This is a genomic window from Clostridium prolinivorans (genome assembly GCF_004011155.1).
GTDB classification, from domain to species: domain Bacteria; phylum Bacillota; class Clostridia; order Clostridiales; family Clostridiaceae; genus Clostridium_AT; species Clostridium_AT prolinivorans.
Genome location: NZ_RJWG01000007.1, coordinates 41,606 through 54,502, shown reverse-complemented (window position 1 = coordinate 54,502; position 12,897 = coordinate 41,606). Strand labels below are relative to the sequence as shown.

At 26.9% G+C, this 12,897-nt stretch carries 13 protein-coding genes; 2 read left to right on the top strand and 11 right to left on the bottom strand.

Annotation, left to right across the window (positions count from 1 at the left end):
• Positions 1 to 25 precede the first annotated feature (25 nt).
• Both EGD97_RS07600 and EGD97_RS07595 read right to left on the bottom strand, forming a co-directional pair.
• Positions 26 to 925 (bottom strand): metallophosphoesterase, encoded by a 900-nt coding sequence (locus EGD97_RS07600; RefSeq protein WP_127836967.1) that lies wholly within the window; start codon positions 923 to 925, stop codon positions 26 to 28.
• 117 nt (positions 926 to 1,042) lie between these two features.
• Positions 1,043 to 1,957 (bottom strand): AEC family transporter, encoded by a 915-nt coding sequence (locus EGD97_RS07595; protein ID WP_078682665.1) that lies wholly within the window; start codon positions 1,955 to 1,957, stop codon positions 1,043 to 1,045.
• Between the two features lie 202 nt (positions 1,958 to 2,159).
• Between EGD97_RS07595 and EGD97_RS07590 the strand changes: the two genes are divergently transcribed.
• Positions 2,160 to 3,110, top strand: a complete 951-nt coding sequence (locus EGD97_RS07590) for a Na/Pi cotransporter family protein (protein WP_127836966.1) — start codon at positions 2,160 to 2,162, stop codon at positions 3,108 to 3,110.
• 57 nt (positions 3,111 to 3,167) lie between these two features.
• On the opposite strand, the gene EGD97_RS07585 is transcribed toward EGD97_RS07590, so the two are convergent.
• The 5 genes from EGD97_RS07585 to EGD97_RS07565 form a co-directional block, all read right to left on the bottom strand.
• A complete protein-coding gene (locus EGD97_RS07585; protein ID WP_078682667.1) occupies positions 3,168 to 3,980 on the bottom strand; it encodes a TPM domain-containing protein in 813 nt (270 codons plus the stop codon).
• 3 nt (positions 3,981 to 3,983) lie between these two features.
• Positions 3,984 to 4,559: a LemA family protein gene (locus tag EGD97_RS07580; RefSeq protein ID WP_078682668.1), complete on the bottom strand. Its 576-nt coding sequence runs from the start codon at positions 4,557 to 4,559 to the stop codon at positions 3,984 to 3,986.
• A gap of 79 nt (positions 4,560 to 4,638) precedes the next feature.
• Positions 4,639 to 5,670, bottom strand: a complete 1,032-nt coding sequence (locus tag EGD97_RS07575) for a threonine aldolase family protein (RefSeq protein ID WP_127836965.1) — start codon at positions 5,668 to 5,670, stop codon at positions 4,639 to 4,641.
• A gap of 20 nt (positions 5,671 to 5,690) precedes the next feature.
• Entirely contained in the window at positions 5,691 to 6,671 is a 981-nt protein-coding gene (locus tag EGD97_RS07570) for a dipeptidase (protein WP_127836964.1), read from the bottom strand.
• Between the two features lie 135 nt (positions 6,672 to 6,806).
• Positions 6,807 to 7,247 (bottom strand): putative ABC transporter permease, encoded by a 441-nt coding sequence (locus EGD97_RS07565; protein ID WP_228201992.1) that lies wholly within the window; start codon positions 7,245 to 7,247, stop codon positions 6,807 to 6,809.
• 244 nt (positions 7,248 to 7,491) lie between these two features.
• Here EGD97_RS07565 and EGD97_RS07560 point away from each other — a divergent pair, with 244 nt between their 5' ends.
• Entirely contained in the window at positions 7,492 to 9,405 is a 1,914-nt protein-coding gene (locus tag EGD97_RS07560) for a cell wall-binding repeat-containing protein (protein WP_078682672.1), read from the top strand.
• A 168-nt stretch (positions 9,406 to 9,573) separates the two neighbouring features.
• Here EGD97_RS07560 and msrA read toward each other — a convergent pair whose 3' ends face one another.
• From msrA to EGD97_RS07540, 4 genes are all read right to left on the bottom strand, one after another.
• Positions 9,574 to 10,137 (bottom strand): peptide-methionine (S)-S-oxide reductase MsrA, encoded by a 564-nt coding sequence (msrA, locus tag EGD97_RS07555; protein WP_127836963.1) that lies wholly within the window; start codon positions 10,135 to 10,137, stop codon positions 9,574 to 9,576.
• 161 nt (positions 10,138 to 10,298) lie between these two features.
• Positions 10,299 to 11,222 (bottom strand): DNA adenine methylase, encoded by a 924-nt coding sequence (locus EGD97_RS07550; RefSeq protein ID WP_078682674.1) that lies wholly within the window; start codon positions 11,220 to 11,222, stop codon positions 10,299 to 10,301.
• A 12-nt stretch (positions 11,223 to 11,234) separates the two neighbouring features.
• A complete protein-coding gene (locus EGD97_RS07545; RefSeq protein ID WP_078682675.1) occupies positions 11,235 to 11,987 on the bottom strand; it encodes a DNA-methyltransferase in 753 nt (250 codons plus the stop codon).
• A 67-nt stretch (positions 11,988 to 12,054) separates the two neighbouring features.
• Positions 12,055 to 12,771, bottom strand: coding sequence for a TRM11 family SAM-dependent methyltransferase (locus EGD97_RS07540; protein WP_078682676.1), 717 nt, complete (start codon positions 12,769 to 12,771; stop codon positions 12,055 to 12,057).
• Between the last annotated feature and the right edge of the window lie 126 nt (positions 12,772 to 12,897).

The window sequence follows — 12,897 nt, the reverse complement described above, 5'->3', positions numbered from 1 at the left end:
TCATTATATTAGTTTTAACATTATTTTACATATTTTTCATATAATAATCCTGCAATTTTCTTGGTCCTTCTAAAATATCTTTCCCAACAAATAATGTTCCATCATTTTTAGTTTTAACACTCCATTTTACAAGTGCTATATCCCCATCTGTAATTTCAATTGCTGTTATACATCTTGGATGTACACAGCTTCCATCATTAAAATACGGAGGTTCTCCTATTTGAGGGAAAAATGGCTTATGATTATGCCCAGCAATAATCATATGCTTTTCTTTTATTACCCATTCAGTGAGTTTTTTAGCCATATCTTTTTTCTTTGTATAATTTTTTGCTGCACGAGTTGGATCATTTACACCTAAAAGATTAAGTGGTTTCCATAAAAATCTTACTAAAAATCTAGACAAAAGCCAAAAATCACTATTAAAACGGTCTACTTGATGGCCATGGATTAAAAGAATTTTATTCCCCGTATCTTTATGCTTTAATACCAAACCTTCATGCACCTTTATATTGTCAAATAAAGGAATATAAGTATTTTCTCTCTCACTAAAATGTTTATATAAATTTTTTTTTACAAATTTTTTATTTTTCTTTACCATATCATGATTTCCAAAAATAAAATAAAGTCTTCCTTTTCTATAGAAATTAGATAAAAGCCAAAATACATGACTATGCTCATTTATAATAGAATCAATCTTACTATTTTCCCAAAGTTCATCTCCATCACCTATTTCTATATATGTGTAATTTTCGTTATAATAATAATTTAATGCAGAAAAGTATATATTTTGATTTCTTGCAAAATCATCTGCAAAACTGCCATCTCCTCTATGACAATCACTCATTAAAACAATTTTTGATGAATCATCAAAAATAATTTCATCAGCTGATTTAAAAACTTTAGATACACATTTTAATGTGTTCATTTTAGTCCCCCACAAAACATTGAATTATACTATACTATATTCAATGTTTAAGATGTAAGGAACAGTATATATTAAAATATTTCTTATTAATATTTTCTTAAATCTTCTTTTTTTATTTTATGAAACTAATTTTAATATAACAGGGAAAGTTAAAATACATAAAAGAGTTGTAAAAAAAACTATTCCCGCTGAATATTGTTTTTCTTTATTAAAGCTTTCTGCATATAATGACAAAGTCGCCCCTGCAGGCATAGCTTGTAAAATTATCATTGTATTCATAACTTTTGAATTATCTTTTATAATTACAGATATAATATAAAAAAATATAGGTATTAAAATAAGCTTTAAAAACGTACCATAATATATAGTCCAATCTTTTAAAAGGCTCTTAACATCTGTTTTTGATAAAATAACTCCAACTATAATCATTGAAAGCGGTGTAGTCATAGAACCTACACTTTTTATACTTTTAGTTAAAACTATAGGAAGTTTTATATTAAAAACCATTATAGCTACACCTATGTATACTGCAACAATTCCGGGATTTAATAATACTTTTTTTACATCTTTTAAAGATAATTTATCTGAAAAAAGTGCAATTCCATAAGTCCAAACAAATAAAGAAAAAAACATATTAAATATTGCTGCATACGCTACTCCTTCTCCACCATAAATACTATCCATTACAGCAAAGCCTATAAATCCACAATTAGAAAACACATTTGCAAACTGAAGTATTTTTCTTTTATTTACTTTAACTGGTAATAAACAAATATATGAAATAATAGGAGTTACTATAAAAACTATAAAGCTATAAAAAAAACATTTTAAAATATTAGCTTTAATGTCTTGGCTATAGCTAAAATTAAAAGAAGATACTATTAAAAGCGGAAGCGTTATTTTTAAAAGTATTTCTGTTAATCCTTTATTTATTTCATCACTTATTATTCTTTTTTTACTAGCTATAAATCCTACGAGTATTATTAAAAATACTGAGATTACTTCTTTTATTACTGCTGAATTATTAATCATTTCCTTCCCCCATTTTTATAATATTACTTTATATTGTATAAATATAAATCTATAAGAATTATTTTATATAAAAGGCATTTAATATGCAAATTTATTAATCATATTTATAATTTTTATAATTTAAAATAATAAAACAGTAATTATATCATTTCAAAATTTATATAATATAAAGATTGATACTATACAATCTGGGGGTACATAAATGAAAGAATTTGTTTTTTGGATTATAGGTGGAACTGCACTTTTAATGTATGGTGTAGATATGATGAGCAAAGGATTAGAAAAAGCTTCTGGAAAATTTATGAATAAAGTTCTTTCTATATTAGCCGGAAATGTATTTACTGCTTTTCTTTGCGGTACTATTTTTACGGCCATAGTTCAAAGCAGTACAGCCATTACTGTGCTTACAGTTGGTTTTGTAAATGCTGGTCTTATGAATCTTTCACAAGCAGTAGGAATAATTTTTGGTGCTAATATTGGCACTACAATTACAGCACAACTTATGGCTTTCAGTCTTGAATTTAATATAACGGATTATGCTCTTCCTGCTATTGGAATTGGGTTTATTGTTACATATATTTCTAAAAATGATACTTTTAAATACATAGGTCAATCTATAATGGGATTTGGTTTCATGTTTTTAGGACTAAAATTTTTAAATTCCGGTGTGCCTTTTTTAAAAGAAAGCGAAACTTTAAAATACTTCTTTAAAAATTATGCTTCAATTCCTATAATAGGAATAATACTTGGAATTGTTGCAACAGGTCTTGTTCAAAGCAGTAGTGCTACTGTTGGACTTGTTATAATTCTTGGACAGGCAGGTCTTATCGATCTAACTTCAGCTATATGTATAATGCTTGGAGATAACATAGGCACCTGTTTTACTGCCCAAATTGCAAGCCTTACTGGTAGCAAAAATGCTAAAAGAACAGCTTGGGCTCACACTATTTATAATGTTATAGGAGTTATTATAGTTACTCTTTTTCTCCCTTATTTTGTATTCTTAGTAAAATATATAACAGAATATTTTCAGCCTAATGCAGATATAAGCATACAAATTGCTAATTCTCATACTATTTTTAATGTACTAAGTGCCGTTATATTCCTTCCAATACATAAATATTATGTAAAGTTTATTGAATGGATAGTGTAAAAAAATGTCGCAAAATAAATTATATTTTGCGACAATACTTTTTTATTAAGTTACTTTTTACCAATCACCTGAAGAACCTCCACCTCCAGATGAGCCGCCTCCGAAGCCTCCAAAGCCTCCGAAGCCTCCTGAATCATTATTATGCCAATTATCATCGTGCCAGTCATCATTTCTTCCTCCAAAGAATGAATTCCAAAAGAATAATTTAAGTAAAAATCTTATTATTTTGCCTCTGAAAAATATGAAGTCAACAAGCAAAAACCCAACTATAAAAATTAAACCATTAGAAGATTCTTCTTCATTAGAAACACCTTTTTTATTAATATTTTGTTTAATATTTTTTTCTAAAGTGACATTATATTCTGAAGCAATTTTATCAGCAAATATTGAATAAGCATCCTTTATTCCCTTTCCATAGTCTTCATTTTTAAAGTCAGATACTGCATAATCTTCCATAATTCTATGAGAGTATATATCAGTTATAACTCCTTCAAGTCCTCTTCCAACTTCAACTCTCCATTTTCTATCTTTTATGGATACAAGTATTAAAAGCCCATTATCTTTATCTTTTTGCCCAATTCCCCATGATCTAAATAACTCATTGGAATAGGATTCTATATCTCTTCCTTCTAATGAATTTATTATAACTACTACTTGTTGTGCTCCTGTTTTATCCTCCAGCTCTTTACCTACAGAAACTAAATAATTTTTATCTTCATCTTTTAATATCCCAACATAATCATTTACATATTTTAATTCAGTAGGATTAGGAAATTTATTAACTGCTTGAACTTTACAAATAGGCAGTATAAAAAACACCAATATTAGAATTATTGTTAATAATTTAAATTTATAAGCTAACTTTTTCATATATTATTTAACATTAAAATCTACTTTAGGAACTTCTTTTGCTCCTGCAGATGCTTTATAATATGGTTTCTCAGTAAACCTGAATATATTTGCTATTATTGAAGTTGGAAATTTTCTAATAGTAGTGTTATAGTTATCTACTGCCTTATTATAGTCTTGTCTTTTTATAGCAATTCTATTTTCAGTACCTTCTAAAGCTACCATTAAATCTCTAAAGTTTTGATTTGATTTTAGTTCTGGATATCTTTCTACAACTACTAAAAGCCTAGATAATGCATTGGACAGCTGATTATCTGCCTCAGCCATTTCAGTTACATTACCTGCATTAACTAATCTGCTCCTAGCATTTGCAATTTCATTTAATATATCTTTTTCTTGTGCTGCAAAGCCTTTTACTGTCTCAACTAAATTAGGAATCAAATCATTTCTTCTTTGTAAATCTGTATCTATATCAGCTTCTGCTGTTTTTACAGCCTGCTCAAGATCTACCAATTTATTGTAGCTTCCTGCTATAGATGCTATTAAAACTATTAGTATACCTGCTATAATAGCAAGTGTCGTTAAAGTTTTTTTCTTCACTTTAAATACCTCCCTTAAATTATAATTTATATTTTTATAATATTATATCGTATGAATTTAATATAATTTATATGTAAAATTACTTATTTTTAAAATTTTTAATATCTTTAATAAATTCAAGTACATTTTCTTCTTTAGTAGCCCAAGATGTTACAAGTCTAATAGCTGAATTTTCTTCATCTATTTTTTCCCATATAGAAAATGAATATTTTTCTTCAAGTTTTTTGATTAATTCATTAGGGAAAATCGGAAACAGCTGATTTGATGATGAATTTGTTAAAAATAAATATCCAGATTCATATATTCCGTTTTTTAAAATTTTAGCCATATTATTAGCATGCTTTGCTAAATCAAAAAATAAATTATCTTTAAAAAGCTCTAAGAACTGTATTCCAAGAATCCTTCCTTTAGCAAGCATTGCTCCTTTTTGTTTTATATGAAATCTAAAGTCTTCTTTAAGAGAATCTTTACAAATTACAAGTGCTTCACCTATTAATGCTCCATTTTTTGTCCCACCTATATAAAAAGCATCTGAAAAATTAGCTAAATCAGAAAGAGTTAAATTATTTTCTTCTGAAGTCAAAGCTGAACCAAGTCTTGCACCATCAATATATAAAATAAGATTGTTTTCTTTACAAAAATTACTTATTTCCTTTAACTCATTCTTTGTATATATAGTTCCAATTTCTGTAGAATTTGATATATAAACTAATTTAGGTTTTACCATATGCTCGTCTGTATGTACATCTAATACTTTTTTAATAGCAGATGTAGTAATCTTTCCTTCTACGCCTTTTACAGGTATTACTTTATGACCTGTAGCTTCAATAGCTCCAGTTTCATGAACAAAAATATGCCCTGTATCTACTGCAATGGCAGCTTCATAAGGCCTTAAAAAAGCTGAAATAGCAATTAAATTTGTTTGGGTACCACCAGGTATTAAATGAATATCTATATCTTCTCTTTTAATTTTTTCCTTAAGTAAGTTAATAGCTTTTTTAGTATATATATCTTCCTCATATCCTTCAAGCTGCTCCATATTAGTTTCTAATAAAGTATTTAAAATTCTTGGGTGTGCTCCTTCGCTGTAATCATTTTTAAAACTATACACTTATAGCCCTCCTAATTATTTTATTTAAGTATTTCTTTATAAACACGCAAAACATTTTTATAAAAAATCTTCTCAATATCATTATAACTAAATCCTGCTAATTTTAAAGCTTTTTCTAATTCTGGCATTTTACTTGCATTATCTAATTCTAAATCTTGATATATACCATCAAAATCACTACCTAATCCTACACAATCAATTCCTGCTAAATTTACAATATGCTTAATATGTTTTATCATATTACTAATTTTTGAACGTGATCTTTTACCTGTCTTTGGTTCTTCTAAAAAATCTCCTGCAAAATTAATTCCTATAACACCCCCTCTTTGAGCAATTTTTAAAATCATATCATCTGTAAGATTTCTAACATTATTTGTTACACTTCTAGAATTAGAATGACTTGCTACAAATGGTTTTGTTGTATATCTTAATACATCTTCAAAACCAGCATCGCTTAAATGAGAAACATCAATAATTATTCTTAGTCTTTCCATTTCTTGCACAAATTCAATCCCAAAATTTGTAAGTCCATCTTTTGTGTTAGGTATATGAAAATCTTGTCCTTTTTTATTGGATAAATCTATATTAGGCCAGCCTATTCCATTAGGGTAATTCCATGTAAGCGTAATCATTCTTACTCCTAAACGGTAAAGTATTCTTAAATTTGATAATGAAGAGCAAGTAGTTCCACCTTCTTCAACAGTTAATAAGGCTGACATTTTACCTTCGTTTTTATTTTTAATTATATCATCATAACTTAATGCTAATGATATCATATCCTTATTTTTTTCTATTTCTGTGTAAAAACAATCAATTAAACTTAAACATTCTTCTAAAGGATTTTTTACATTTTGTAAATTTACAAACATAGCAAAATTTTGAAGTAAATAATCCCCTTTTTTCATCTTTAAAATGTCCTCCCTTAATTCAATATTTTCCCCTTCTCTTTTTTTATTTAATATAACACTAATAGTATCACAATGCATATCTACAACTTTCACTTTTAATATCCCCTTTATTAAAATATATTAAATACCCTAATTTTATTATTTTACCACAATATTTTAATTCATTTTCTATTTTAATTAAAAATTAATAATCAAAATATATAGCTATATATGATTACTATTAAACAGCTATTTTAATTTTACTAAATTTATATATATTTCTTTTACATTATATATGGGTTTTTCTTCACCAAAGAATTTCCATCTAATCCAGTCATCAAGATAAATTGCAATAGGAGTTAATAAAAACCATACTATAGCAAATGGTATGCATATTTGGCCTTTAAAATCCCCCCATCTTTGTGAATAATCCCATATATTAAGCTTAAACCACATATTTAAAATTAATCCTGAAATAAATTCAATAATAAGAATTATCATAGTTCCCAATATGCATTGCTGCCAAATTTTAAATTTATAGACTTTTGGAAATTCGTCTAAAAGCCCAATAAGTCCTCCGCAAAGTCCTCCAACAAAGAGCATAGAAATATTGGTCCATCCTCTTATAAATCCTTCAAATGTAAAATAAGCCATTCCCATAATAAACCATATTATAATAAACTTTTTCATTTCACTCTCTCCCATATTTATGTTTTATCACTAAATTTTAACTTTAGTATTTCCTTTAAAAATAAAGTTAATTCATTTTAGGTATAAATATCCAATATGAGAAGTAAACATAATCTATTAAAATAAGAATATAATCGGAAAATATATTTTCAAATAAAGTTATTTTTTATTTATTAGCATTAAAAAAATATAAATTATACGTTATAATAATGTTATATTACTAAATATTATACAAGGAGGATTTATGATAAACTTAAGAAAAATTTTATTACCTGCAGTATTTTTAGTTGCATTAACTTTAAAGCCTCATTCAACTTTAGCTGCTCCTAATATGTTAAGACTTGGTGGAGCTGACCGGTATGAAACGTCTATAAAAATCTCTCAAGACTCTTGGAATCAATCAGATTATGTAGTTATAGCTTCTGGGGAAAACTTTCCGGATGCCTTAAGTGCATCTCCTTTAGCAGCAAAATATAATGCCCCTTTAATTCTTACTTATGAAAACACTATGACTACCAACACAATTTCAGAGTTAAAAAGATTAAAAGTTAAAAAAGCCTTTTTAGTAGGGGGAACAGGAGTATTATCTCCTAATATTGAAAATCAGCTTAAAAGTTTAAACATAACTTTTACCCGTGTTGCAGGCATTGATCGTTATGCTACAAGCCTTGAAGTAGCTAAAATTATTGGTACTTCTAAGGGAACTGTAATTGCTTCAGGAGAAAACTTTCCAGATGCCTTATCAATTGCTCCTATAGCTGCACAAAAACAAATGCCTATTTTGCTAACTACTAAAAACTATATACCTAATAATATTAAAAATTTTATAAAAACGAATCCTTCTTCAAAATATTACGTTATTGGAGGAAGTGGAGTAATCAGTGATTCTTCTTTAAAATTTTTAAGCAATTATGAAAGATTAAGCGGAACTAACAGATATCTTACTAATTTATCTGTATTAAAAAAATTTTCAAAAGAACTTAATTTAAATCAAATATATTTTGCTTACGGAGAAGATTTCGCTGATGCCCTAAGTGGTGCTGTTGCAGCTGCTAAAAATTCAACAGCTATAATATTAACAAATAACAGTGTTTCTAATGAACTATCTGGTATTGATAATTTAACCAATTTAACTATTTTAAAAATATTAGGTGGTACATCAGTTATTTCTGATAATACAGTGCAAAACTTTATAGATAAAAATTTTAAATCAAAGGTTGTTTTAGCATACACTACTTATTATAACTCTAATGACAATTTATCTTATAATTCATTAATTAACCATGCTTCTTTAATTGATTCAATAGCTACAGACACATTTAAAATAGATAGTAATGGAAATATATTTGGAAATGTTCCCAAAAATCAAATAAGCTACGCAAATAATAATAAAATTAAAGCTTATGCTATGGTACATAATGATTTTAATGCAGATTTAGGAAAAGCTGTACTTGAAAACGAAGACAAAAGAAAATTTTTGATTAATAATATATTAAATGCTTTAAAAACATATGGTTACAATGGTGTTAACATTGACTTTGAATCTTTATATTATTATAATAGAAGCCATTTTACATTGTTTATGAAAGAGCTTTATTCAGCTTTAAAGCCATTAGGTTATAAAGTTACCGTTGCTCTTCCCGCTAAGACTTATGATAATTTAAAAAATTCTTGGACTGGAGCTTATGACTATGCTCAAATTGCAAAATACGCTGATCAGATTGTACTTATGACTTATGATGAACATTGGTCTGGAGGTTCACCAGGTCCAATAGCTTCAATTGGATGGGTTCAAAAGGTAATAGATTATTCTCTTACTGTTATTCCTAAAGAAAAAATTCTTCTTGGTCTTGCCGCGTACAGTTATGATTGGCCTTCAAATGATGATTTAGCTAAAGCCTATGGAATTTCATACACATATAATATAGCTAAAAAGTATGGAGCTTCTATTCAATGGGATAATACTTCAAAAAGTCCTTATTTTACCTATAAAGATAGCTCTTCTCTTGGACATACTGTTTGGTTTGAAAATGCACAAAGTATTAATTATAAACTTGATATTGTAAATAATAAAGATCTTTTAGGTATAGCATTTTGGAGGCTCGGACTTGAAGATGAAGATTATTGGACAAGCATAAAAAATAAACTAAATAAATAAATTTATATACTTTTATACTTTATTTACAGCTTAAAAATATATAGTATTAATATTAAAAGCCATGCTATTTTGCATGGCTTTTAATATATTGAAATTATATATAGTAAATATAATTAATTAATAATATTTAATAATAATTTATATTAAAATATCTACTATTAGTTATTATTAATCATTGTAAATATCATAGTATTCTTCTCCCCAATACTTTTGTATAAATTCATCTCTTCCTGATATTTTTCTATCGCTCTTATATTCTGTAGGACTTTTTTTGTAAAAATCCTGATGATAATCTTCAGCCTTATAAAATTTAGATGCTGGAAGTATTTGTGTTACTATAGGTTTAGGAAATCTTTTTGATTTATCCAAATTTTCTTTTGAAGTTTCTGCTTTTATTCTTTGTTCTTCCGTTGTATAAAATATAGCTGTCCTATAAGATGAACCTCTATCTTGAAATTGACCTCCATCATCAGTTGGATCGATTTGACGCCAATAAGCTTGAAGAAGTTTATCGTAAGTTATAACTTCTGGATCGTAGGTTATTTTTACGGCTTCATAATGACCTGAATTTTGAGATTTAACATCTTTGTATGTTGGATTTTCAAGATATCCCCCTGTATATCCTGAAACAACTTCAATTATTCCATCTAAAATATCAAATGGTGAAACCATGCACCAAAAACATCCCCCTGCAAATATTGCTGTTTCATATTTTTTATATTTATTATCCATAATGTATCACCTTCTAAATAAAAAAAATTATTTAATAACAATTATATATTCTTATTAAATTAATATCAATCGTAATATAACAATTAATACTTTAATTTGTAGTATAAAAATAAGGTATTGATTATGATTTTAAAAATACTATACAATAAATCTATAATTTTTTATAAATCGTAATTATAGATAAGCAACTCATTTATTTCTCCTCTGCCACTTCCCTTACTATTGATGTTTCTTGTTGCTTTTACTCTCACTATATTATATCCTTTATAAATATCCTCAAAAAAGTTATCATTTCCATTTACATTTTTAGGATCTGAATTACTTAACATAAAACAAGCACCTTTTTTATCAACTACTATTCTTACCCAATCTGCAAGCCTCTTTTGACTTTCATCATCAAAAGGTATTTTTGAATAATCATTAAAACTTGATGTTTCATTCAATGGTCTATATGGCGGATCTATATATAAAAAAGAATTTTCATCTATAAAATTAGTTACATTTTCAAAATCCCCTATTAATAAATTTACTTTTTTCAGAGCACTATTAACTGCTATTAAATTATCTTTATCACATATAGTTACCTTTTTCCTTTTCCCAAATGGAACATTATATTCTCCTTTTTTATTTTGCCTATATAATCCATTAAAACATGTTTTATTTAAAAATATCATTTTGGATGCATGGTCAATCCATTCATTTGAAAACATATTGTAATTTAATGTTTTCTTTTCTATATTAAACAATTCTCTTTGCTCATAGAATATTTCTTCTTTTTTAATCATATCTCCTTCTAAATATCTGTTTTCTAATATTTCTAGTTGCTCAATCAGCTCATTGACATTATTTTGAGCAACATAATATGTTAATATAAGCTCTTCATTTATATCATTTAAAATTATTTCTTCAAAATTATATTGAGATTGCAAAAAGAAAAAAACTGCTCCACCACCTAAAAAAGGCTCAATATATCTTTTTACTTTACCTTGTAATAATTTTTGTGGATAATAATTTTGAAATTGAGCTAATAGCTGATTTTTCCCCCCTGCCCATTTTAAAAATGGTCTTGCATTTAAATCTGACAAATTCTATTCCTCCTAGTACATCTGTAGTATTCGTTTCTTTGTTAATTCCAAATATTCTTCTTCAGTATCTATTCCTATAAAATTTCTTTTATTTTCTACTGCAACAACGCCAGTTGTTCCCGAACCGCAAAACGGATCTAATACAATATCTCCTTCATCAGTACATGCCATTATACATCTATATAGCAACTGATATGGTTTTTGTGTTGGATGTATACCAAAATTTTTTTCTCTTTTAGGAGTAGTTGGTATTTCCCAAACACTTCTCATTTGTTTTCCACCGTTTAATTCTTTAATAAAATCATAGTTAAACTTATGCTTTGCATTTTTTGATTTCTTTGCCCAAATCAAAACTTCATGGCTTGCAGTAAAACATCTGCAACTCATATTTGGAGCTGCATTGGGCTTAAACCAAACTATTTCATTAATAATATGATAACCTATCTCCATTAATGCAAATGCTATTGAATGAATAATATGATATGTTCCTGATATCCATATAGAACCATTATCTTTTAATACTTTATCACATGCCTCTAACCATTTTTTATTAAAATTATAATCGCTTTCAAATCCATTTGAGCGATCCCATCCACCCTTATTAACACATGCAATTTTCCCTGACTTACATGTTATTCCATCATTACTTAGTCTATATGGTGGGTCTGCAAATATCATATCAATACTTTTTTCTTCTAAATTCTTTAATATTTTTATACAATCGCCTAATATTAACTCAATATTTTTATCTTTATAAAACTGCATATACTAACACCCTTTATATTGAATATACTCCTTTAATTTTATCATAAATGTTTTGTTATAAAAATGACTATTTTTGAAATATAAATAAATACTCATGAGCGATGAGATAAAAATTTCTTTTTACACTAATTTCCCTCCAATAATCTGTTTTACTACAATTGTGTTGCTCTTTTATTATTATTTCCTTAAGCTTAAATCTCTGATTTATAAATATATTCATTACCTCATATCCTAAGGGCTTAATATATCCATTTTTCCTTATATCTGCAATCAATATTGCACAGTATTTACCTTTCTTTAATACTCTGTAGCATTCTCTTGCCACTTTTACCATCTCAATTAAAAAATTATCATACTCAAGCAAAGATAAATCTTCATCAATTGCTTTGCTATATCTAATAATATTACTATATGGAGGATGTGTACATATTAAATCTATAGAATTATCTTTAATGCCAAATAAATTTCTTGCATCTCTTTTTAACAATATTGTTTTGTTATTTGCTTCTATATTTTTCGTTCTTTCTAATGATTTTTTAAGTGCATTTTCATTTATATCACAGCCTATACCTATTCTATTAAGCAATCTACATTCAATTAAAGTAGTACCACTACCAACAAATTGGTCAAGTACAACATCATTTTTATTTGAGTACCTAAGTATTATATTTCTAGGTACATATGGGCTCCAATTACCTGGATAGTCTCCTTTATGTGTAGAATAATTCCCTCTATCCTTAAAACTCCAAATCGTAGTTGTTTCTAGTTTAAATTTTTCACTCATATTAACTCTCTCCCTTAAAAATCTATTGAAAGTTTATCCAAACTTATAATTATTAAACATAAAATCAGCATTTAAAAGGGAAATAAATTAATTTGTCGAATAAAATAATATATAATTGATACTTTT

Coding starts and splice junctions, on each gene's coding strand:
- msrA (WP_127836963.1), bottom strand. CDS start 10,137: ATGGATAATAAATATAAAAAATATGAAACAGCAATATTTGCAGGGGGA.
- EGD97_RS07540 (WP_078682676.1), bottom strand. CDS start 12,771: ATGAGTGAAAAATTTAAACTAGAAACAACTACGATTTGGAGTTTTAAG.
- EGD97_RS07545 (WP_078682675.1), bottom strand. CDS start 11,987: ATGCAGTTTTATAAAGATAAAAATATTGAGTTAATATTAGGCGATTGT.
- EGD97_RS07560 (WP_078682672.1), top strand. CDS start 7,492: ATGATAAACTTAAGAAAAATTTTATTACCTGCAGTATTTTTAGTTGCA.
- EGD97_RS07600 (WP_127836967.1), bottom strand. CDS start 925: ATGAACACATTAAAATGTGTATCTAAAGTTTTTAAATCAGCTGATGAA.
- EGD97_RS07595 (WP_078682665.1), bottom strand. CDS start 1,957: ATGATTAATAATTCAGCAGTAATAAAAGAAGTAATCTCAGTATTTTTA.
- EGD97_RS07585 (WP_078682667.1), bottom strand. CDS start 3,980: ATGAAAAAGTTAGCTTATAAATTTAAATTATTAACAATAATTCTAATA.
- EGD97_RS07590 (WP_127836966.1), top strand. CDS start 2,160: ATGAAAGAATTTGTTTTTTGGATTATAGGTGGAACTGCACTTTTAATG.
- EGD97_RS07565 (WP_228201992.1), bottom strand. CDS start 7,247: ATGAAAAAGTTTATTATAATATGGTTTATTATGGGAATGGCTTATTTT.